General features: G+C 55.6%; 18 protein-coding genes. 12 read left to right on the forward strand and 6 right to left on the reverse strand.

Translation table 11 applies throughout. The features are described from left to right. The first annotated feature begins 25 nt into the window (after positions 1–25). The 6 genes from NLU14_RS01835 to NLU14_RS01860 all read left to right on the forward strand — a co-directional run bounded on the left by NLU14_RS01835 (position 26) and on the right by NLU14_RS01860 (position 8,417). Complete coding sequence (locus tag NLU14_RS01835; RefSeq protein WP_275704448.1) at positions 26–1,966, forward strand: polysaccharide biosynthesis protein; 1,941 nt, start codon at positions 26–28, stop codon at positions 1,964–1,966. A gap of 325 nt (positions 1,967–2,291) precedes the next feature. Beyond that, the gene (gene cysC / locus NLU14_RS01840) at positions 2,292–2,912 is read left to right on the forward strand and encodes an adenylyl-sulfate kinase (protein WP_275704449.1); all 621 of its coding nucleotides are present in this window, start codon (positions 2,292–2,294) and stop codon (positions 2,910–2,912) included. Positions 2,913–2,918: 6 nt separating this feature from the next. After that, positions 2,919–4,688: an SLC13 family permease gene (locus NLU14_RS01845; protein WP_275704450.1), complete on the forward strand. Its 1,770-nt coding sequence runs from the start codon at positions 2,919–2,921 to the stop codon at positions 4,686–4,688. Between the two features lie 321 nt (positions 4,689–5,009). Then, positions 5,010–6,518 (forward strand): MBL fold metallo-hydrolase, encoded by a 1,509-nt coding sequence (locus tag NLU14_RS01850; protein WP_275704451.1) that lies wholly within the window; start codon positions 5,010–5,012, stop codon positions 6,516–6,518. Between the two features lie 34 nt (positions 6,519–6,552). Beyond that, entirely contained in the window at positions 6,553–7,815 is a 1,263-nt protein-coding gene (tviB, locus tag NLU14_RS01855) for a Vi polysaccharide biosynthesis UDP-N-acetylglucosamine C-6 dehydrogenase TviB (protein ID WP_275704453.1), read from the forward strand. Between the two features lie 233 nt (positions 7,816–8,048). Next, positions 8,049–8,417, forward strand: a complete 369-nt coding sequence (locus NLU14_RS01860; protein WP_275704454.1) for a histone-like nucleoid-structuring protein, MvaT/MvaU family — start codon at positions 8,049–8,051, stop codon at positions 8,415–8,417. 38 nt (positions 8,418–8,455) lie between these two features. On the opposite strand, the gene NLU14_RS01865 is transcribed toward NLU14_RS01860, so the two are convergent. Together NLU14_RS01865 and NLU14_RS01870 are read right to left on the reverse strand one after the other, a co-directional pair. Continuing rightward, positions 8,456–9,430: a sensor domain-containing diguanylate cyclase gene (locus tag NLU14_RS01865; protein ID WP_275704455.1), complete on the reverse strand. Its 975-nt coding sequence runs from the start codon at positions 9,428–9,430 to the stop codon at positions 8,456–8,458. Between the two features lie 2 nt (positions 9,431–9,432). After that, on the reverse strand, positions 9,433–10,458 hold the full coding sequence (locus NLU14_RS01870; protein WP_275704456.1) for a response regulator: 1,026 nt from the start codon (positions 10,456–10,458) through the stop codon (positions 9,433–9,435). Between the two features lie 145 nt (positions 10,459–10,603). Between NLU14_RS01870 and NLU14_RS01875 the strand changes: the two genes are divergently transcribed. The 3 genes from NLU14_RS01875 to NLU14_RS01885 all read left to right on the forward strand — a co-directional run bounded on the left by NLU14_RS01875 (position 10,604) and on the right by NLU14_RS01885 (position 13,727). After that, the gene (locus NLU14_RS01875) at positions 10,604–11,464 is read left to right on the forward strand and encodes a hypothetical protein (protein ID WP_275704457.1); all 861 of its coding nucleotides are present in this window, start codon (positions 10,604–10,606) and stop codon (positions 11,462–11,464) included. A 223-nt stretch (positions 11,465–11,687) separates the two neighbouring features. Further along, on the forward strand, positions 11,688–13,133 hold the full coding sequence (gene sbcB / locus NLU14_RS01880) for an exodeoxyribonuclease I (protein WP_275704458.1): 1,446 nt from the start codon (positions 11,688–11,690) through the stop codon (positions 13,131–13,133). Positions 13,134–13,388: 255 nt separating this feature from the next. Then, positions 13,389–13,727: an endonuclease domain-containing protein gene (locus tag NLU14_RS01885; RefSeq protein ID WP_275704460.1), complete on the forward strand. Its 339-nt coding sequence runs from the start codon at positions 13,389–13,391 to the stop codon at positions 13,725–13,727. Positions 13,728–13,889: 162 nt separating this feature from the next. On the opposite strand, the gene NLU14_RS01890 is transcribed toward NLU14_RS01885, so the two are convergent. The 4 genes from NLU14_RS01890 to NLU14_RS01905 all read right to left on the reverse strand — a co-directional run bounded on the left by NLU14_RS01890 (position 13,890) and on the right by NLU14_RS01905 (position 18,524). Then, the gene (locus NLU14_RS01890) at positions 13,890–15,887 is read right to left on the reverse strand and encodes a tetratricopeptide repeat protein (protein WP_275704461.1); all 1,998 of its coding nucleotides are present in this window, start codon (positions 15,885–15,887) and stop codon (positions 13,890–13,892) included. A 391-nt stretch (positions 15,888–16,278) separates the two neighbouring features. Beyond that, on the reverse strand, positions 16,279–16,665 hold the full coding sequence (locus NLU14_RS01895) for a type II toxin-antitoxin system VapC family toxin (protein ID WP_275704462.1): 387 nt from the start codon (positions 16,663–16,665) through the stop codon (positions 16,279–16,281). Between the two features lies 1 nt (position 16,666). After that, complete coding sequence (locus tag NLU14_RS01900; RefSeq protein WP_275704463.1) at positions 16,667–16,906, reverse strand: type II toxin-antitoxin system Phd/YefM family antitoxin; 240 nt, start codon at positions 16,904–16,906, stop codon at positions 16,667–16,669. 454 nt (positions 16,907–17,360) lie between these two features. Further along, positions 17,361–18,524 (reverse strand): flagellin, encoded by a 1,164-nt coding sequence (locus NLU14_RS01905; RefSeq protein WP_275704464.1) that lies wholly within the window; start codon positions 18,522–18,524, stop codon positions 17,361–17,363. Positions 18,525–18,889: 365 nt separating this feature from the next. Here NLU14_RS01905 and NLU14_RS01910 point away from each other — a divergent pair, with 365 nt between their 5' ends. From NLU14_RS01910 to NLU14_RS01920, 3 genes are all read left to right on the forward strand, one after another. Continuing rightward, positions 18,890–20,992: a motility associated factor glycosyltransferase family protein gene (locus NLU14_RS01910; protein WP_275704466.1), complete on the forward strand. Its 2,103-nt coding sequence runs from the start codon at positions 18,890–18,892 to the stop codon at positions 20,990–20,992. Between the two features lie 152 nt (positions 20,993–21,144). Next, a complete protein-coding gene (locus tag NLU14_RS01915) occupies positions 21,145–21,969 on the forward strand; it encodes a flagellin domain-containing protein (protein ID WP_275704467.1) in 825 nt (274 codons plus the stop codon). An 80-nt stretch (positions 21,970–22,049) separates the two neighbouring features. After that, positions 22,050–22,490 carry a flagellar protein FlaG gene (locus tag NLU14_RS01920; RefSeq protein ID WP_275704468.1) on the forward strand — a complete coding sequence of 147 codons (441 nt, stop codon included), beginning with the start codon at positions 22,050–22,052 and terminating at the stop codon, positions 22,488–22,490. Positions 22,491–22,667: the final 177 nt, after the last annotated feature.

Below are 22,667 nucleotides of genomic sequence, written 5' to 3' on the forward strand. Positions count from 1 at the left end.
GGCCAAGCATAGAGATGGCAATCTTATGATCAGGTCGTTTCTGAACCTTCCCAGATTTTATAAACGGGTTGTTTCCGTGCTGTCGGATGCGTTCTTCCTGTTCTTCGCGATCTGGGCTGCGTTTGCTCTGCGCCTGGAACAGCACCTTTGGTTGCCTACTCGAGAGCAACTGACGATTGCAGCCATTACGGTGGTGTTTACCATTGCCGTGTTTATTCGCCTGGGGCTTTACCGGGCGGTTATCCGCTATCTGGGTGACCGGGCTTTCCTCACTATCATCTACGGAGTGATTGCTTCCAGCGTAGCCCTGATTACCTTGGGCTACCTGTTGCAGGTGTTTGTGCCCCGTTCCGTGCCCATCATTTATGGCGCCCTGGCTTTCCTGTTTGTAAGCGGCACCCGCCTGGGTGTGCGGATGATTGTGAACCACCCCAAACAGATGGCCAAGGAGGCGGTTGCCATCGTTGGCGCAGGCGAAACCGGCATGCAACTGGCGTCAGCGCTGGAGCAGGGCACGGAATACCGGCCGGTGGTCTTCGTGACGTTTGATCGTGCCAACCACAAGTCCATGATCAATGGCTTGCCGGTAGTGAGCATTAATCACATCGCCAAGCATATGCCGAAGCACCGTGTACAGCGGATATTGCTGGCGCTGGATGAGCATTCGCAGATTGACCGCAAGAAGCTCCTGAAACAACTCGAGCCGCTTTCCATTCCAGTACAGACCGTTCCTTCCATGTCGGAACTGGTGGCTGGTCAGGCGCGGATTAACGACATCCGGGATCTGGAAATCGAGGACTTGCTGGGGCGAGATCCGGTTCGGCCGGATTCGGCTGTTGTTGCCAAAAGCCTGTATCAGAAATCCGTAATGGTGACCGGCGCGGGTGGCTCGATCGGCTCCGAGCTGTGCCGCCAGATTATTCGCCACCGCCCGCGCGTTCTGGTGTTGTTCGAGCAGTCCGAGTTTTCCCTGTACGCCATTGAGCGGGAGTTGAGTTCCCTTAACCGGGTTGAGGCGCTTGGGGTGGAGCTGCATCCGTTGCTTGGCAACGTGAACCATCGCCGGCGGTGCGAGTCCGCCATGCGGGCGTTTGGCGTTGAGACGGTGTACCACGCCGCCGCTTATAAGCATGTGCCATTGGTTGAGCACAATGTGATTGAGGGGGTGCAGAACAATGTCTTCGGCACTTGGCATACGGCGGAAGCTGCTATTGCTGCGGGTGTTGAGCGTTTTGTATTGATTTCCACGGACAAGGCGGTTCGCCCCACCAATGTGATGGGGGCCAGCAAGCGGCTGGCAGAGCTGGTGCTGCAGGCGTTGGCCCAGCGGCAGCAGAAGACGATTTTCTCCATGGTGCGGTTTGGTAACGTGCTGGGCTCTTCCGGTTCCGTGGTGCCCCTGTTCCGGGACCAGATTCGTGATGGCGGCCCGGTTACCGTTACTCACCCGGATATTATCCGTTACTTCATGACTATCCCTGAAGCCAGTCAACTGGTGCTGCAGGCTGGCAGCATCGGCCTGGGCGGTGAGGTGTTTGTGTTGGACATGGGCGAGCCGGTGAAGATTGCGGACCTGGCCCGGAAGATGATTCACCTGATGGGGCTGGAAGAGAAAACGGAGAGTAACCCTGTCGGCGATGTTGAAGTGACCTTTACGGGCCTTCGCCCGGGGGAGAAGCTCTATGAAGAGCTGTTGATTGGTGACGACCCGCAGGGTACCTCACACCCTCGCATTATGATGGCGCGGGAGGTGTCCCTTCCCTGGGAGCAGGTTGAAGACTTCCTCAGCCAGCTACAGCGTGCCAGTCAATCCTTCGATTGCGGCGCTATTATCGACGTGCTGAAGAATGCCAAGACGGGCTATGCGCCCAATGGCAACCTGGAGGACCTGGTGTGGTGCAACGGGCAGTCAGACGTGGTGGCAACAGATCGCCAGGACGAGAAGGTACGCCGCCTGTCCGTGTAGGTCGGATTAGGCAAAGCCGTAATCCGACATTCTTTGGCCTGATGGGTTCCGGGGGCTGGCCCGAAGGTGGGGGTACCTTTTCTTTGGAAAAAGAACTCGCTTCGCTCAGACACCTTTTTCTGGCAGAAAAGGTACCCCCACCTCCGGGCCGTTTGAACCTTCGGGTAGCGGGTCAGGCACTTAGAAAGACTATTCAGTCAAAGCACGTTCCAAAGTATATTGTTATGATGATTCGAAAGTCGATTCCTGGCTACATCCTTCCTCAATAGCTGGCTAGCTTCTGACCAGCTACCAATAAGTGACGTTAAAAGCAAGGTTGCTGTTCATGTCTGAAAATATCGTCTGGCATCACCAGAAAGTCACCCGGGCGGACCGGGCTTCCATCAAGAACCAGAGCCCGTGCCTGTTGTGGTTTACTGGCTTGAGTGGTTCCGGTAAGTCCACCATTGCCAATGCGCTGGATGTGGCCCTGTTTGAGCGCGGATACCACACTTTCCTGCTGGACGGCGATAATGTACGCCATGGCCTGAACAGGGATCTGGGATTTTCTGATGAGGACCGGGTTGAGAACATTCGCCGTATTGGCGAGGTGAGTAAGCTGTTTACGGATTCTGGCGTAATCGTGCTCAGTGCGTTTATTTCCCCCTTCACCACTGACCGGCGCCTGGTGCGCAATCTGTTCCCGGCGGGGGAGTTTATTGAGGTTTTCATGGATACGCCGCTTGAGACCTGTGAAGAGCGGGACCCGAAGGGGCTCTATGAGAAAGCCAGGGCTGGCAAGATCAAGGACTTTACGGGTGTTGATTCCCCATACGAGGCACCGGAGCGGCCGGAAGTTCGCCTGGATACATCGCAGATGTCGGTTGATGACTGTGTGAACCGGTTAATCAGCTACCTGCTTGATCGACAACTGATCTTTGCCCCGTCGCAAGCCACCGGAGCGTAAGTAGCTATGGCATGGGAAGCCATTGTTACCCTGCTTACCCTGTTCACGGTTCTGGCGGCGCTGGTGGTTACCCGGGTGTCTGCCGACCTGGTATTGATGGCGGCCCTGGCCTTCCTGTTGATTACCGGCATCCTTGGGCCGGCTGAGGCGTTGGCAGGGTTTGCGAACCCGGGTGTGATTACCATTGCCACGCTTTACGTGGTGGCTGCCGGCCTGAAAGAAACCGGTGCCGTGCAGTGGATTGCCCGTTTGCTGCTGGGGCATCCAAAAACCGAGAAGGGCGCGCAATTGCGGATGCTGGCGCCCACCGGTATTCTCAGCGGTTTTATGAACAATACGGCCGTTGTGGCCATGTTCATCCCCGCCATTCAGGACTGGGCCCAGCGCCTGGGCATTCCTTCCTCCCGCCTTCTTTTACCCCTGAGTTACGCCGCTATTCTGGGCGGTACCTGTACGCTGATTGGCACCAGTACCAACCTGGTGGTGGACGGCATGCTGCAGGCGCGCCTGGGGATTAACCTGGGGCTGTTCGAGTTGGCCTGGGTGGGTGTGCCGTTGTTGTTGGTGGGCGGATGCTACCTGGTGTTGATGGCCTCCCGCATACTGCCGGACCGGGGTGGTATGCGGGAAGAGCTGGAGCAGGTTCGGGAATACGGGGTTGAGGTGGAAGTGGACGCCACTGGCCCGTTGGTGGGAAAAACCGTGGCCCAGGCTGGTTTGCGGGCGCTGAATTACGGCTACCTGACGGAAATCGACCGGGGTGGCCGGCTGATTACGGCGGTGGAGCCGGACCGGATGTTGCAGCCTGGCGACAAGCTGTATTTTGTGGGGGCGCCGGAGTGCGCCAGTGAGCTGCGCCGGATCCAGGGCCTGAAACCTGCCCACGCCAGTATCCAGAAGCTGGACCTGGCCAATCATCAGCGCTGTCTGGTGGAAGTGGTGCTGGGCCAGGAATTCCCGGCTTTGGGCAAGACGGTACGGGAAAGCCGTTTCCGTACCCGTTTCAATGCGGCGATTCTTTCGGTATCCCGCGAGGGCAATCGGGTGCCGGGCAAGTTGGGGGCTATTACCTTCAGGATGGGGGACACCCTGTTGCTGGAGGCCAGCCACCAGTTTGTGGAGCAATACCGCTTTCGCCGGGACTTTCTGTTGGTTAGCGCCCTGAACGATTCCACTCCGCCGGATTTCCGCCGGGCGCCGCGGGCGTTGGGTATTTTGTTACTGATGGTGCTGGCCAGTGCCACGGGGCTGTTGCAGATTATTGAAGCGGCGTTTCTGGCGGCTGGCGCGATGATTATGACCGGTTGCATTACCGCCAGCCGTGCCCGGCGCAGTGTGGATTTGCCGGTGTTGGTGGTGATTGCGGCGTCCTTTGCCCTGGGTAATGCGATGACGGAAACCGGTGGGGCGGAGTGGGTGGCCAACGGCCTGCTGGGCTTGTTCGGGCCGCTGACGCCCTGGCTGGCGTTGGCTCTGGTTTATATCCTGACGGCGGCGTTTACCGAAGTGATCACCAACAATGCGGCGGCGGTGCTGATGTTTCCGATTGCGTTGGCGGTGTCTGAGCAATTGGGGATTAATTTCCTGCCCTTTGCGGTGGCCGTGATGTTCGCCGCTTCGGCGTCGTTCATTACGCCGCTGGGCTACCAAACCAACCTGATGGTCTACGGCCCCGGCCGGTACCAGTTCATGGACTACGTGCGCCTCGGCTTCCCCCTCAGCCTGTTGGTAGGCTCAACCGCCATCGCCCTGATCCCCTTCGTCTGGGCCTTCTGACCCGTAGGTCGGATTAGGCCCTACGGGCCGTAATCCGACATTTTTTGGCCTGATGGATTCTGAGGCTGGCCCGGAGGTGGGGGTACCTTTTCTTTGGAAAAAGAACTCGCTGCGCTCAGACACCTTTTTCTGGCAGAAAAGGTACCCCCACCCCCGGTCCGATTCCGGCTTTGCAGGTGATTTTGGGATTTGTCGGATTACGCTTCGCTAATCCGACCTACAGGTTTTGAGGGTATCTCCCGTAGGTCGGGATTAGGCCCTTTGGGCCGTAATCCGACAAACTATTAGAGAGCAGTCGTTAAATTAACAAGGACGTTTCTGATGATTGACATAAAACACCATGGAGCGGTGGCAGGCGTAACCGGTTCCTGCCACGAGCTGGTTGTTGGCAGTTCCGGCATTCTGATTGACTGCGGCCTTTTCCAGGGCGAGGAGGCCAGTAACGGCGCGAGTGCGTCGAATCTCTCCGTTGATTTTCCCATTAGCCACATCCGTGCGCTGGTGGTCACCCATGTGCACATCGACCATGTCGGTCGCATTCCCTATCTTCTGGCTGCCGGTTTTGAAGGGCCGATTATCTGTTCGGAGCCTTCGGCCATTATGCTGCCGGAAATTCTTGAGGATGCCCTGAAGATAGGGTTTACCCGGGACCGGGCCTTGATTGAGCGGGTGCTTGGACTGATTCGGTCGCGGCTTGTTCCGGTGCCTTATGGGCAGTGGCACTCGGTGTTTGACGGCGAGGGCGAGTCGCTTTCCGTGCGGTTGCAGCGGGCAGGGCACATTCTGGGCTCGGCTTATGTGGAGTGTGAAGCGGAGAGCGATGGCGAGTTCGAGCGGATTGTGTTCAGTGGTGACCTTGGTGCACCTCATGCGCCGTTGTTGCCTGAGCCAAAGCCGCCGGAGCGTGCGGACCGGGTGGTGATTGAAAGCACTTATGGCGACAAGGACCATGAGAGCCGGGAAGACCGGCGGTATCGCCTTAAGGCGGTGTTGGAGCATGCCCTCGAAGATGGGGGAACGGTGTTGGTGCCGGCGTTCAGTATTGGGCGGACGCAGGAGTTGTTGTATGAGATTGAGAGCCTGATTGCTGAGTTCGGGGATTCGGGGGTTGGTGATGGGCCGGATGACTGGGTGTCGGATTACGCATCGCGGGGCGATGCTAATCCGACCTACGATGAGGCCACACACCCCGTAGGTTGGATTAGGCAAAGCCGTAATCCGACATCCCTGCTTACCTGGAAGAATCTCGAAATCGTTGTGGACTCGCCCTTGGCGGCCACCTTCACCCGAATCTACCGGGACCTCAAGCCCTTTTGGGATGATGAGGCCACCGAACTGGCGAGCCTGGGCCGACACCCTCTGTCTTTTGAACAGCTCACCGTTATCGATAGCCACGAGGACCACCTCAATGCCGTCGAGTACCTGGCAAACTCACACCGGCCCTGTGTGGTGTTGGCTGGCTCCGGTATGTGTGCCGGGGGCAGGGTGGTGAACTATCTGAAGGCCATGCTGGCGGATAAGCGCAACGATGTGCTGTTTGTAGGCTACCAGGCCAAGGGCACCCCGGGGCGGGATATCCTGACTTATGGTCCACGGGGTGGCTGGGTAGAGTTCGATGGCGAGCGTTGCGATATCCGCGCCCGGGTACACCAGGTGGGGGGCTATTCCGCCCATGCCGGGCAGTCGGATCTGGTTCGGTTTGTGAGCGGTATTGAACTGCCACCTGCAGAAATCCGGATTGTGCATGGGGATGCGCAAGCCAAAGAATCACTGAAAAGCCAATTTCATTCCGTTGGGTTAACGGGGATAATGATCCCTGGTTTGGCCTGAACCTGTTATTTGTTATTAAAGGATTGTTGGAATCATGAAGAAAATCGCCGTTGTCGGCCTTGGATATGTCGGGCTGCCGTTAGCAGCAGCTTTTGGGGAAAAGCGCGATGTTGTTGGCTTTGATATCAATGCAAAGCGGATCGCTGAATTAAAGGACGGCGTGGACTTTACCCGTGAGGTTTCCAGGGAGGAGTTGGCGACATCAAAGGGGCTGTCATTTGCGGACACTCTGGAAGCCATTCGCGATTGCCAGATTTATATAGTGACAGTGCCCACGCCGATTGATGAGTTCAAGGCTCCGGATTTAACGCCGCTGGTTAAGGCCAGCGAGAGTGTGGGGAAGGTTCTCAAGCGTGGTGATATTGTTATTTATGAGTCCACGGTTTACCCCGGTGCCACGGAAGAGGTTTGTGTTCCTATCCTTGAAAAAGTATCCGGCCTTGTTTTCAACCAGGACTTCCATGTCGGTTACAGCCCGGAGCGGATTAATCCCGGTGATAAAGAACACCGTGTGACGACGATTAAAAAGGTTACCTCTGGCTCGACGCCGGAAATCGCCACGGAAGTGGACGAACTTTATGCCGGCATTATTACAGCGGGTACCCATAAGGCGAGTTCCATCAAGGTGGCTGAGGCGGCGAAAGTGATTGAGAACACACAGCGGGATTTGAACATTGCGCTGATGAATGAGTTATCGATGATTTTCTCGAAGCTCAAGATCGATACCCATGAAGTGATCGCCGCTGCTTCCACCAAATGGAACTTCCTGCCTTTCAAGCCGGGCCTGGTTGGTGGGCATTGTATTGGTGTGGATCCGTATTACCTGACCCATAAGGCCCAGGCCATTGGCTATCATCCGGAAATCATCCTGGCGGGCCGCCGTGTGAATGACAATATGGGGCCGTATGCGGCGTCTGAACTGGTGAAGGCTATGATCAAGGCCGGGCATACGGTGGCAAATGCCCGCGTTCTGATTATGGGTTTTACTTTTAAAGAAAATTGTCCTGATTTGCGCAATACCCGCGTAATTGATGTGGTTAAAGAGTTGTCGGAGTTTGGTTGCAAGGTGGATGTAACGGATTGCTGGGCAAACAATGAAGAGGCCGAGCATGAATATGGTATTTCCCTGCACCCGAATCCGGAGAAAGCATACTACGACGCGGTATTGCTAGCCGTGCCGCACCGGGAATATGCAGCGCGTTCTTCCGGCGAATTGCGGGAATACCTGAAGGACAATGGCGTGTTGTTTGATCTCAAGGGTGTATTGCCATTGGGTGAGGCCGATTTGCGCCTGTGACCCTGATTGCTATTTAAATAAGAACCAGCCTTCGGGCTGGTTTTTTTATGGGTTACTGTTTTGTAAATGAATTATTTTGCCTTGATGTGATTTATAGCTTATTATTTACCGTGAATTTTGGTCATATTCTGGCTTTACCTCATTCGTAAGCGCTGTATTTAGCAATCCAATCTAATGGCAGGCTGCGAATATCGGCAAATCAATAGAAGTTATTTAAATAAGGGTTTGTATCCATGGCAAAGATTAACGATTACTACCAGAAAAAGCAGCTTATGGAAAAGCTCTCTGAAGAACTGGCGAAACTGGAACAGGACCAGGCGCTGAAGAGCGAACTTGAGTTTGAAAACAAGGTTCGCGAACTGATGAAGAAGTATGACAAGTCGCCCAAAGACGTTCTTCAGATCCTGGGCGCGATTGATCCATCCATTTCCGGTGCCAAGGCTGATACAGCAACTGGTAGCCGTCCCAAGCGCCCGATGAAGACCTACAAGAACCCGCACACCGGGGAAGTGGTCAAGACCCGTGGTGGTAACCATAAGGTTCTGAACGAGTGGCGCCAGAAGCATGGGAAGGAAACTGTGCAGAGTTGGCAGCAGGATTGATTGAGTAGTTTTTAGGGTGTGTCGGATTACGCCTTTGGCTAATCCGACCTACTTTTGTCCCCAAACACCATCACCCGGTTCCTTCCCCCTTCCTTCGCTGCATACAACGCTTCATCCGCTTGCTGTAACCACTGCATATGATTCTCCGGCCCATCGGTTAGCGGCGCTATGCCAATGCTGACGGTGTACTGGATCGGTGCGGCGGTGGTTTGTACGGTGCTGTTCTGGATGGCTTCGCGAATGCGCTCGCATATGATCGTGGCGCCCTCTATGTCGGTTTCCGGCAGGATGATGCCGAACTCCTCACCGCCGTAGCGGCCGGGGCTGTCGGACTGGCGCAGGTTGTCTCTCATGACTCTGGCGGTGTATTTGATCACTTCGTCACCGGCGAGATGGCCGTAGGTGTCGTTGACCGGCTTGAAGTGGTCTATGTCAAACATCACCAGGCAGGTGCTGTGGCCATAACGGCGGTAGCGCTCGTATTCGGCGTCGATGAGGTTTTCCCAGGTGCCGCGGTTGAGCAGGCCGGTGAGGCGGTCGGTCATACTGAGTTTGGCCAGTTGTTCGTTGGCTTTTTCCAGTGCCTGTTTGCTGGTGGCGATGTCGGTGACGTCGTAGACCATCAGGCAGATTTTCTCGACCTGGCCGTCGGGCCCGGAGAGGGGGCTGATGGTCAGGTTCTGGAACATGTAGTCTTCGGTGCCGGTGATCGGCCGGGTGTTGCGAAACTGGAAGAGGTAGGGGCGTTGCTCCCAGGACGTGAAGGCCCGGGTGTTGAGCATGGCCACGGAGTCTACCTTGCGGGTCAGCCAGGCCTTGGGGATGTCCGGGAACACGTCGAACAGGACTTTTTCCCGGATCTTGCTGGCGGTGATGCCGCTGTGGTGTTCCATAAAGCCGTTCCAGGCTTGTACGCGGAATTCCAGGTCCAGTACTACCAGGCCCACTTCCACCGATTCCAGCATGTCCACCAGCCAGTGGAAGGTGCTTGCTTGTTTCTCGTTCATGGACATAACTAATCCACCAGGTACTGCAGTCGTTGTTCAAGGAAGGGTACTGAGTCTTCTGTGAGCAGTACCAGCATGTCGCAACTGATGTCCCTGTTTTCCAGTTCATAGCTAATTTCAATGCACAGCAGCTTTTCCTGGCGCGTGCTGTGGTGTTCCAGGAGGTCTCCGATCTGTCGGTGCTGGCCCAGGACGGTCGGGTGCCCCAGGCCGAGCTTGAGGTCCAGCTGGTCGCCGATGCCTTTGAGGAAGGCGCCGAACAGGATGCTGGACATGTCCATCAGCACCTCTACCTGGATGCTCTCGGTGTCCAGGTCTTCGTAGTGAAGCAGTTCTGCCATGTCGTTGAAGCTGGCATCGGCGAACAGTAACAGCGCCTCGCCGGCGATTCCGGCCCCGGTGAATCCCTGGCATACAGCGGAATAGCTGCTGTCGTCCTGGGCGGCGGAGATGGCCATGCTGAGTTCAGTGCGGGCGATCATTTCCACCCGGGGGATGGGTTGTTTCACGAAGACGCGCAAAAGCCTTGCCAGCAAGTCCGATGATCGGCCCATGGCGACGTTGGCAATTTCCTGGAGGTACTCGTTCAGGTTGGCCGGGGTTTCGGCCGCAGGGGCATCAGGGGCGTCGGTGGCAGGGTGTTCACGCTCCTTAACCAGATCTTCAGGGCGCAGAAAGCCGTAGTCCTGAAGCAGCTTGAAAACCAGGTCAGTGTCCGTGGGCTTTTTAATGAATTCGATGGCGCCGAGTTTACGAACTCGAGCTCGTGCTTCCGGTTGGATATCGCCGGAAACGACGATCGTCAGTACAGGGAGATCTTCTTTCAGAATGGCGTCCAACACCTGGTAGCCATCCATTTCCGGCATGTTGAGGTCCAGGAACATCAATTCGCCGGCGCCGGCGCGGAGTTTTTCCAGGGCATTACGGCCATCAAATGCGAAGGTAACTTCAGCGTTCCAGTTTTTCGGCAAGGCACGGGCCATTTGTTTTCGGGCCAGTGAGGAGTCGTCGCAGATAAGAACGCGGGCGGTCATGGGGGCTCCGTTAGTGATTTACCAAAGTATAGCAGTGGCCCCAGTGAATTCTATGCCCTGTGAACTATCTCACTCTATTGGCCCGGGCGCCTGGGATATAGTGGTTCGGCGGTCATAATAAGAAATTATTCAGAGACACAACACTATGAGACAGGATGCTTATTGGTATGCTGTCCCTCTCACCATTTGCCTGGGTATGTCGCCTGTTGCCCTGGCAGATCTGGAGCTTATTTCCGAGAAGGAAATGAGCCAGGTGCAAGGGCAGGCAATGATGTCGGTAGATCATGTGGATGGAACCAACCATCGGTTTACCCGAGTAACACTGGGCGTTGACGCCGAAACCCGGCTGAATGCAGACAGTGTGGTGATGGGCGGGGATGACTCCGGCTCGGACATCGATATCGCGAATTTCGCGCTCGGCCATTATGTGCGGGACGATACCCGCGTTCAGATCGACGGCAATACCTACAACGTGGATGAGGTGGTTCCGTTTGAGGGTATTGAGCCTTACCTGGAACTGGCTGAACGGGATGGCCAGCTTTCCGGCTTTCGCTTTGGCCTGAACCAGGCGCGGGGCACGCTCTCCGGCGAGATTGCCAGCTTCAGCGGCAACCTGGGCCTGAAAATCAACGATGCCAGTGGCACCCCGGTGGATGCGACCCTGTTCAACGATGCTGGAGAAGCCACCAACCACCACGCTACCCAGATAGGCCTGGCGGCCGAAGACGGAACCTGCAGTGAATGCGTGCCGCTGACCAACCTCCTGTCCATGGATATTGGCGTGGATAATGGCGATGGCACTGTTGGCTTCACAGAAGACCTGTTCCTGGCGTTCCAGCGCGAATCGGTGGATTGGCAGCACCTGGACGGCTCCAACGTGATCCAGGGGCCGGAAGGGGTGTTCATGAACCTGCCCACCAGTATGACGCTGGATATGCAGACCCTTCAGAATGGTGTGCAGCGGGAGCGCACCCACTACGTGGATCGTGGTACGGGGATGTTTTGAGGGTTGTCGGATTACGGCTTCGCCTAATCCGACCTACCGCCATGGCCAACCCCGTACCGCCATGGCCAACCCCGTACCGCCATGGCCAATCCCGTACCGCCATGGCCAACCCCGTAGGTCGGATTAGCGAAGCGTAATCCGACAATCAACCCCCGATTTTTCCCATCATTTCCATTACACTACCTTGCATTCGCCCCATTAACACAATGCAGGAGTCCTTTCGGTGATCCGCTCTTTCTACTGGCACGATTACGAAACCTTCGGTGTCGATCCGATACACGATCGCCCTTCCCAGTTTGCCGGTGTGCGCACCGACGCGGACCTGAACATTATTGAAGACCCCCTGATTATCTATTGCGCGCCCGCGGACGATTACGTGCCGTCGCCGGAAGCCTGCCTGATTACCGGGATCACCCCGCAGAAGGCCCTGGAAGAGGGGTTTCCCGAGGCGGAGTTCATCGCCCGGATCAACGAAGCCTTCAGCCAGCCCGGCACCTGCGCCGTGGGCTACAACAGCCTGCGCTTCGACGACGAAGTTACCCGCCATACCCTGTACCGCAACCTTCGCGACCCTTACGCCCGGGAATGGCAGAACGGCAACTCCCGCTGGGACATCATCGACATGGTGCGGCTGACTTACGCCCTGCGCCCGGAAGGCATCAACTGGCCAAAAAAGGAAGGCGGCAGCCCCAGCTTCAAGCTGGAAGAACTCACCAAGGCTAACGGCATCGCCCACGAAGCGGCCCACGATGCCCTGTCGGACGTGGAAGCCACCATTGCCGTGGCTAAGCTGATCAAGGAAAAGCAGCCCAAGCTGTTCGACTTCGTGCTGCAGAACAAGGACAAGCACTCCGCCCGCGCCATGCTGGACACCGCCACCATGAAGCCGGTGTTCCACATCTCCGCCAAGTACCCGGCCACCCGGGGCTGTTGTGCCATGGTGGCGCCGGTGGCGGATCACCCCACCAACAAAAACCTGGTGATTGTCTACGACCTACGGGAAGACCCCAGTGAGCTGATCCACGCCACCCCTGAGCAGATCCGTGAGCGGGTGTTCACTTCCCAGGCGGAACTGGGAGAGGGCACAAGCCGATTCCCCCTCAAAGGCGTGCAACTGAACAAGTGCCCGGTGATGGCCCCCGCCACCATGCTGAAGTCGCTCTCCGAAGAGCGGCTGGCGGAGCTGGAACTGGACGGCGACAGACTGCGGGAACACCTGGCCATCCTCCGCAAAGCCCCGGACCTGCCCGCCCGAATCGCCCAGGCCTTCGACCAGCCCCACGAAGGCGACCTGACCGACCCGGACGAACAACTCTACGCCGGCGGCTTTATCAGCAAAACCGACCGGGAAAAGCTTAACTGGCTGCTGCAGCAACCGGTGGAGACGCTGGCGGAGCAGGAGGTGCGGTTTGAAGATGCCCGCCTGGAGGAGTTGCTGTTCCGCTACCGGGCCAGGAACTACCCCAATACGCTGATTGGCGAAGAAATGGAAAAGTGGGAGGCATTTCGCCAGCAAAGGTTGATGCAGCCGAAGAAGGGGTGGCGTTCGCTGGAGGCTTTTGCGAAGGAATTACAGCGCCTTGCGGCCGATCCGGAACTGACGCCGGAGAAACGGCATGTTTTGGAGGAGTTGCATTTGTATGGGGAGTCTTTGATTCCTTATGTTTAAGGATGTTGGCTCTTGTAGAGCCGCCGCTTTGCATTCTCCCCCTCTCCCCCGACCCCTCCCCCTCGAGGGGGGAGGGGAGCTTATGGGTTTGGGATACGCGGGTATCACTGATTAAGCTCCTCTCACGCCAGGAGAGATAGGCCAAAAGTAGGTACCCGCATACAGCGACCAATGAGCTCCCCTCCCCCCTCGAGGGGGAGGGGTCGGGGGAGAGAGGGTGGGGCAGGAAGCCCCCCAATAATTCAAGGAAGAACCATGCACCAAAAGCAATTCGCCAAACACCTCCGCCAAAACATGACGGAGGCCGAACAACGCCTCTGGTATCACCTACGTGCCTACCGCCTCAACGGCAAACGTTTCCGTCGCCAACAACCCCTTGGGCCTTATATTGTTGATTTCGTGCATTTTGGTTCAAAGGTGATCGTTGAAGCGGATGGCGGGCAGCATAATGATTCGGTCAGTGATGAGGAGAGGGATGCCTGGTTGAGTCGTCAGGGCTACAGGGTTCTGAGGTTTTGGAATAATGAAATATTGCAGCATACGGATGTGGTGTTGGGGGTGATTTATGGTGAGGTGGAGAGGTATGAGCAGTGAATCTTACTTCCCCCCCTCTCCCCAACCCCTCTCCCGCCAGGGGAGAGGGGCTAGACAGCGATACCCGCATGCCCCGACCCATAAGCTCCCCTCTCCCCTCGCGGGAGAGGGGCCGGGGCGGTCCGACGTATCGGAGAGGGGGGCAGTCCTCTGCAGTCCAACTCACCGCCGCCTTTGAAAATAAACACTCAACCCTTGCCCCATCAAGCTCTGCACCTCACTCCCCAGCGCTTCGGCCTGGATCTGTTTCTGTACCGGCTTCGCGGCCAGGCTGTGGCCGTCGGTATCCTGAGCTTTAACCAGCTTCCATTCCACTTCATTACTCACCAGCGACATCAGCTCTTTCAACTGGGCGGTGTCCTGCTCGCAGAACCAGCGGTCGCGGCAGCCGCCGAGGCCGTAGAAGTCGGTTTCTGATACCAGCGACTGCCACATTGGGTCCTGCCGGTTGGTCAGTACCATGCGGCGGAGCTGTCGCAGGGCGGTGCGGGTGGGTTTGAGGTTGTGTTGGGCGATGAGGCGGCGGATTTGTTTGTCGCCGTCGGTCTGTTCGTTAACGGCGGTGTGCATGTGCACCACGGCGCCGTTGCCGGTGGCGGAGCTGACCAGAGCTGCCAGGGATACGTCGGTCATTTTTGCCGAGGGCAGGCGGCCGATTTCGATCCAGTGCACCTTGTGGTCATCGGCCACGAAGCGCTGGGCGATGGACCAGGGCCAGAAGACGATGTTGCCGATGCCCATCTCGTCGGCCAGTCGTGTGGCTTTGGCGATATTGGCCAGGGATTCGTCCACCGCGATCACTTCCACGTCTTTCAGGTAGTGGGCCAGTTCCATGGCGCGTTGGCCGGACTGGGCGCCGCAGACCATGATGCGCAGGGTGTCGGGCAGTTGGTCGGTGTTCATGCCCAGTTCGGTAGCCATCATGGCTTTCAGGCTGGTTTCTGAACGATAGGCGAGTTTGGTCCAGCTGGGCCAGGCCTGGGGCACGTCGGTTTTTTCCAGGCAGAGTTCGCCAGCTTTTTCGTCGAAGTTCTGTTTGATCGCTTCTTCCGAGGCGCGGTTGTAGTAGCTCGCCGCCATCACTGGTTGCAGGGCGACCGGCCAGTCCACCAGGTTCCAGCGGCCAAGTTGCACCGCGAATTCCTGGTGGAACATGGCGCCGTACATGGCGCTGATGATCAGTGAGCCGATCATGCCGTCCTGTTCCTCACCCAGGGCCAGTTGCGCACAGATGCTGTCATTGATGGCAGAGACCAGGCGTTCCTCGTCGTCTTCTGCCGTCAGGGCATAGCCGGTACGGTCTGCATACACGGCCAGGGCGAGTGCCAGGGGCTGGAGTTCGTCACGCAGTTCAACGGTTTGTGCCACTTCGGCAATGATGGCGCGGCGAAGCAGGGTGGCCAGTTCTTCCACGGTCGGGTCTGGCATCAGGGTTTTTTCCAGGGCCAGGATCAGCAGTTCGTCTTCGCTGGCGGCATCCAGTGCAACCTGGGCATTCGGGTTTTCCAGGTCGTATTGCTGGCGGATGATTGCAGCTACGAAACGGCCGATTTCCTGGTGGGGCAGGCCGTTGTGGCGTAGTAGGAGGATGGCGTCACGGGCGAGCTTTGTGTCTGCCCTCTGGACGTCCAGATGTTCGGCGCATGTCAGCATGCCGCTATAGATGGAGGGCCATTCCAGGCCGGTTTCCAGCAGTTTGCGGTAGTGCAGGTAGGCCACATCGAACTGACCCTGCAAGCGCTTGGCGTGGGCGACTCCGCAGAAAGCGGCGGCGGATTGCCGGTCCATCTCCAGGGCCTGGATGAAATACTGCTCCGCCAGGGCCGGGCGCTCGGAGCGGATTGCCCAGTAGCCCAGGTTGGCGAACTGTTGCGGTTGCGCGGGATCCTGGCTCAGGCTGTCTGTGAACAACGTGTGCGCTTTCTCGAGAGCCCCATCATCCATTTCCACACGCCCCAGCAAGCCCAGCGCGACCGCGTTGCCTGGTTCCTGCGCCAGCACTTCGTCCAGGTAGCCGCGGCACTCATGCCGTGCCTTGATGCGTTGAACCAGTGATGCCGGGCTGTTGGACTCGCTATAAGCCAGGTTTGCCTGCAGCAGAAGCCGCGCAATATGGACCTTTTGTGCGTCGGTGGCGTGGATGTTGTGCTGTGCTTGCATGGGACACCTCATATAACCCGCCGCGGCAATCAGGCGGCAATGGTCTGCAGTTTTTTGACGTTTTGCAGTGCTTTAGAAGAGAAGTAGCGAAACCCATGCCAGTTTCGGAGGGGGGCCATGTAGGTCGGATTAGCCGAAGGCGTAATCCGACAACCCGGAGCCCGATGACTGCGGAGGCTGGCCCGCCGGTGGGGATACCTTTTCTTTGGAAAAAGAACTCGCTGCGCTCAGACACCTTTTTCTGGCAGAAAAGGTATCCCCACCGCCGGGCCGATTCAGGCTTTGCTGGTGACGTCGGCATTTGTCGGATTACGCCTTCGGCTAATCCGACCTACGTGGGGGCTACCGGGCCGGGGAGTGGGTCTTGGGGTCTGACCCCAATTGATTAGGCCTAAACCAACCGAACAGGTCCTGGATAGCGCCCAACCAGCTCATCTGAGGTAAGCAGCAAGAAGCCTTCAGTTTCGGCCTGGGCAACCAGAATGCGATCGAAGGGGTCTTTGTGAATATCTGGCAGGTGGCTCACGGCAAGCGTGTGCTGCGACGATATCGGCAATTCCAGATAACCATTGTCTACAAGGCCGCGCCTCAGCAAATGCGGATCAATGTGAAAATCTGGTCGGCCCAGTCCATTCTTGATAACCACTTCCCAAAGACTGGCTGCGCTGAAATACAGCCGGTTACTTTCACTGGTGATCAGGGTTGCCGCCTCGGGAGACAGCTTATCCGGCTCGGCCGCTGTCCATAGCAGAATGTGAGTGTCCAGAAGCAGGTTCACGTCAGCCTCCGAACATTTCAACGATTTCGTCCTGGCCCATCCGGTCAAAATCGTCCGGCACTGTAAATTCCCCTGCCATGAAGCCAATCCTTTTTTGCTGGCTTTCCTCGGGAGAATCGAAAGCCGTTACCCGAGCAACCGGCTTTCCCGCTTTGGCGATGATGAATGCTTCGCCCTTGGCGGCCCGGGCAACGAGTTGCGAAAGGCGGGTTTTCGCTTCGTGCATGTTGACGGATTCCATGGCGGCTCCATTAGCTTAGTCTGTTGGACTTAGTTTAGCATTGGTAAGCCCGTTGAGCTACCTATGGCTTGGTGCCTGACCCGGCAGTGGGAATGCCTTTTCTTTGGAAAAAGAACTCGCTGCGCTCAGACACCTTTTTCTGGCAGAAAAGGTACCCCCACCGCCGGGCCGATTCAGGCTTTGCTGGTGACGTCGGCATTTGTCGGATTACGCCTTCGGCTAATCCGACCTACGTGGGGGCTACCGGGCCAGGGAGTAGTAGGTCGGCTTAGGCGAAGCCGTAATCCGACAACCCAACCCAGTAGGTCGGCGTAGCAAAGCGTAATCCGACAACCCAACCCAGTAGGTCGGCGTAGCAAAGCGTAATCCGACAAAGCAGGCCAACAGAAAACTCCAAAACAAAACAGCCGGACTCAAAGCCCGGCTGTTTTGTTCGTTTATTTCAGATCGATACTTAACCCTGCAGCAACTGCAACACCTGCTGCGGCCTTGCGTTTGCCTGGGCCAGGACCGAGAGGCCGGCCTGTTGCAGTACCTGGGTGCGGGCCAGTTCGGCGGATTCGGCGGCGAAATCTGCGTCACGGATCCGGCTATTTGAAGCAGACAGGTTCTCGGATGTGGTGCTAAGGTTGGCAATTGTGGATTCGAATCGGTTTTGAACGGCACCGAGTTCCGCACGAATGCCGTTAATGGCTTCGATCGCGTAGTCGATGGAGATCATGGCAAGGTCGGCACCATCCTGTGTGGATATGTCTGTGTCGTTAGCCGAATTAGTATTGGCTGCTGCCGTGGCTACGACCGTCTGAGTGCCCCCGCCCGCCGGGGTAATGTCGACAGAGAAGCCTTCGCCATACTGTGATGAGAATATAAGCTCATCATTCGTCCGGTTCATGTTCACGGTGACGCCAGTTGTTGGTGTTTGGGCATTGATTTGTCCAAGGACGTCTTGCAATGAACTGGCGTCAGTTACGGTTACAGGAGTGACGGTGCCGTCAACGCCGGTGATATCAAAGGTGATGTCAACGGTCCGGCCTTCGTCAAAGATGGTTTGTAATGTGTCTGTGCCATCGGTTTCCGCGAGTAGGTCGGTGGTTTGATTGATGGTTGAACCAATCTGTGAGCCGCGGGTATCAAAACCAGAGACGCTGATTGTGTCGCCAGCGTTTGCCCCTACCTGGAAGGTTTGTGTGAGCAGGCTGCCATCAAGAATTTTCAATCCGTTGAACGAGGTCTGGCCAGCAATCCGGTTGATTTCTTCAATCCGTTGCTGAACTTCGGCGTTCAGTGCCTCTCGGTCGGATGGACTATTGGAGGCGTTTGCAGATTGAACGGCCAATTCGCGGATGCGTTGAAGGTTGGTCGTGATTTCGTCCAGTGCGCCTTCGGTGGTCTGGGCCAGAGAAATTCCATCGTTGGCATTTCTTTGTGCCATGTTCAAGCCGGTGATCTGGGACTCGAAACGCTCGGAGATAGCCAGGCCGGCCGCATCATCTTTGGCTGAGTTGATTCGAAGCCCCGAAGAAAGGCGCTGCAAGGCGACGTTGGCGTCGCTCTGGGTGGCGTTCAGATTCCGCTGGGCATTGAGTGATGCAATATTCGTGTTAATGATCTGAGGCATCTCTTTTCTCCTCGGTTTAATTTGCCGGACAACTTTTCATGCCGAAGGTTTAGAGGTGCCGGCAAAAAAGGCTGTTTACTTGACAGGGCCAAAGCCAATAACGTGCCAGAAAGCGATATTTTCTTTTAAGTTTTTGAAAAAAAAGAATAAAAAAATAATCCAGTCTGTCCGTCCTGTTTTGTTTTTGGTCAGAGGTGATGGTTTGAGGCAGAGTTTTGCCGCTCGCTTTCGGCCGGATTCTGAGAAGATTTTGCTGTCGGTTTGGTGAATCTGGTATTAATTGGAGTATTTGGCGGGCGTGAAACTGTTTATTGAGCCACCGCTGGTATAGAGCGTCACCCCAGATTTTGATTAAGGAAAGATAAATGTCCGAAACTGACGAAGATGTTGCATTGCCGTTCATTCGGCGAAAGCAAAAAAACCTGGCTTACTTCCAGAAATACCGCCCAGAGATTTATCAGTACTTTGCCAGTTTTGAGCCTCGTCACTGTGAGCTGATTGTGACGCCTGGCCGCGACGATGTGGACCTGGTGGATTCCGGGCAATCCGTGTATCGGCACCTCGCTCGCGAATACTCAGATTCGGAAGTAACGGATTTCCTCAATAACAATCCACCTGAAAAACCGATCGTCAGTATGGAGCCGCCGTATGTCTCAACTCAGGCCAACGCCCGTTTTGCGTCGCGGTTCGTGAGGGATAGTGTTGCTTTGAGCAAAGTTTCAGCGGCCACATTCCGGGGGTATTATCGAGGAAACGTATTGCCTTCTGTGGTTTTCCTTGGATGTGGGCTTGGTTATCACATCGACAGCTTGACTTCCAAGGTGGATGTCATTGATGCGGTAGTTTTTGAGCCCGATCCTGAGCGTTTCGCGTTGACTCTGTTCACTATTGACTGGGAGGAAATCTGTTCACGTTTTCGCGGAAAGGGTCGTTCAATCTCGTTTTGCATAGCGACCGATCCAGCAGAGGAAAATGTTCGCAGAGTGCTTGGGGCTAAAGTGGCAGAAATCGTTCCGTTATATCCCTATCTCTGCTGGTATTACAATCACTTGGCAAATGTGGGCCTGTACCGTATCGCAAAGGATCTGGAAAAGGATCTCCCCGTCGTTGGTGCAAACTGGGGTAATTACGATTTTGAACTCCGTGGCTTTCGGAATGTCTTTCACAATTTGCGACTTAGTGGGCGCTATGTGAAACCCTATATACTCCAAGAATCGAATACGCCCGTTGCAGTAGTAGGCAGTGGTCCCTCCCTTGATGGCCGGATAGAAGGCTTGAAGGCGAGTCGTGACAAGCTCATTGTCATTAGTGCAGGCACCGGGTTACGAGCGCTTTTGAGTCATGGAGTGCGACCAGATTTCCATGTCGAGCTTGATGCTGACTATATGATTTACGAAATGCTCAAAGACATAGATGAGCATTTCGGTCTCGAGGGCATCACTCTCTTGTCGACAGTTAGTGTGAATCCCCTGGTCCCTCCTTTGTTTGAGCAATACCGCTTTTACTTCTCGAACGAGTACTACATTCCGGCGTTTCTTGGCTTGAACAGCGATGCGATTCCGGGGTGCACGCCGACATGTACGAATGCAGCATTGGCTTTGGCGTTTTCAAGCGGGTTTCGGAATATTTTCCTGTTTGGGACGGATTATGGTTACCAGGATAAATCTCAGCATCACTCCCGATTTTCTGTTTACGGGGAGGAGTCCAAAACCGCCTTTGCTTCGACGTTCCGGAGTGAAATGGCCAGCGGCACGGAAGCGCGACCAAAGTTTGAGACTTTGGGAGTGAACGGCACCAAGGTTATTACCCAGGGAGACTATTTTACGGCTAAACGTGCGGTGGAGACGTATTTGTCGGATCGGGACAGGCAGGGGATTTCTTTCTCAGTTCATAATTGTTCGGATGGTGCGCTGATTGAAGGTGCTGATTGGCTGTCTGATGAGGCATTCTCCCGGTTATTGGAAGCTGCGTCGGCCCAAGGGAAAGATGCAGTGATGGCAGCAGTAAAGGATTCCGCAAAGGATATGCCGGAATACGACACAAATCAGATTTTTGGAGCTGTCTCCAACGAGGTTGCTGATACTGCACGGGAACTGTTGTCAGTGATGAGAAATAGCCGTTTATCCGGTCGCAAGGATCTGATCATAGTCTGTAACCAGATTAGAGATTATCTAAATAGGGTCGGGCCCGGTAGCGGCAGGCGCTCGCCAGTGGTAGTGCAATTGATGGGGTGGCAAATTCTCAAGGGAACTGTCCAGCGTTTTCTTCAAATGGGCCTCTGCCATGGTCTCGCCCACGGCGATGAGGATTTGCAGCCTTTTCTTGATCATTGGAGCGGTACTTTCAAAGCATTTCTTGAAGAGCTTCCTGAACACTTCTCATCTGTGATGTTGTCTGACCTTGAGCCGTCTGAAGACCCCTGGGTCAATACCCGCTTAATGAACGCCGAGCCCGACGGGCGTTTATAAGTATGATTTAACAATTCGTTACATGATTTTTTGAGGGGACGCTAAAGTGATGGAAATCGCTGCCGTTAATTGGAATAACAGGGCAGCGTTCCAGAAAAGATTGGGGCTGGCCTTTTTAAGATGTCACAACACAATTTTGAAGGGGAAGCATCATGGCTCTCGGAATCAATACTAACGTCGCGTCACTCAGCGCCCAGAACCAACTGAGTCAGTCCCAGTCTCTGAGCAATCAAGCGCTCGAGCGTCTTTCTTCTGGCCTGCGCATCAACTCTGCAAAAGATGATGCTGCTGGTCTTGCGATCTCAACTCGCTTTGATACCCAGATTCGCGGTTTGAACGTTGCACAGCGTAACGCTAACGATGGTATTTCAATGGTCCAGACCGCGGAAGGTGGTCTTGATGAAACGGTTGCAAACCTTCAGCGTATCCGCGAATTGGCGGTTCAGGCTGCAAACGGCTCCAACACTGACGCTGACCGCTCACTGCTGCAAGCTGAGGTATCCCAGCGTGTTTCTGAAATTACCCGGATCGCAGACGATACCCAGTTCAACGGTTTGGCCGTTCTTGACGGTAGCTTGGGTTCAGGTGTGGCTTTCCAGGTGGGCGCAAACGCTGGTCAAACCATTGCCATCGACTTCAACTCAACAATGAACGCAGCTGGCCTCGGTATCAGCGGTGTTTCTGTCTCCAGTGCTGGTGGCGCGAGTGCAGCGCTGGCGACTATTGATGGTGCATTGTCTGAAGTGAACGCTTTCCGTGCGGACCTGGGTGCTGTACAGAACCGTTTCGAAAGCACGATCAACAACCTGGGAACTAACATTGAGAACCTGAGTGCCTCGAACAGCCGGATCGTTGACGCGGACTTCGCCGCTGAAACAGCAAAGCTTGCCAAGGCGAATGTACTGCAGCAGGCCGGTATCTCGGTACTTGCGCAGGCTAACGCTCGTCCCAACCAGGTACTGTCTCTCCTGCAGTAATTAGGAGTGGATTGGAGTCGGCTGGCCCTTTTTGATAGAGAGGGCTGGTCTTCTCCATTCAGGGAGAGTGGGGGTGGAGCATGAATGACGTAAACCTGAACAGCCCGGATTTGAAGCTGGTTCGTTCCAGTGAGCAAGCTCCGGCTCGGGCGTCCGTGTCACCTCGAGCAGATGCCAGAAATGTATCGGCTCAAGAAGACTTATCCTCTGGAAACCCTTCTGTAATTATCGGCCCTTCCCTAACGCAAAAAGTTCCTCAAGCTTCGGAAACCGCGAGTCCATTAGGGCGAATTAAAGATGAAGATCTGGGCCGTGCAATATCCCAATTGAATGATTTTGTCCAGAGTGTGCAGAGGGATTTGCAGTTTGAAGTGGACCAAGAGCTTGGTAAGACCATCGTAAGGGTTGTTGATCAAGAGACCCAGGAAGTTATTCGGCAGATTCCGGATGAGGTTGCATTGAGGTTGGCAGAGAAATTGCAGCAGGATGAACCGCTAACGTTATTTGATTTGAAGGTTTGAACGGGAAGTCGCTTTGATCTTCGTTAGCGCCGCCACTCCTTTGGACTGGCGGCGTTTTCGTCTATTCTTAACCGTTAAGAGAGTTACAAACTGTTACTGAAAGGCATTGAGAATAAGGCAAAGTTTTGCCGCTCGATGCCGATACATACTGATAGAACAGGCAAGCCTTGTTGGAGG

Origin of the sequence: Marinobacter iranensis, assembly GCF_029207565.1 — a bacterium.
Taxonomy (GTDB): Bacteria; Pseudomonadota; Gammaproteobacteria; order Pseudomonadales; family Oleiphilaceae; genus Marinobacter; species Marinobacter iranensis.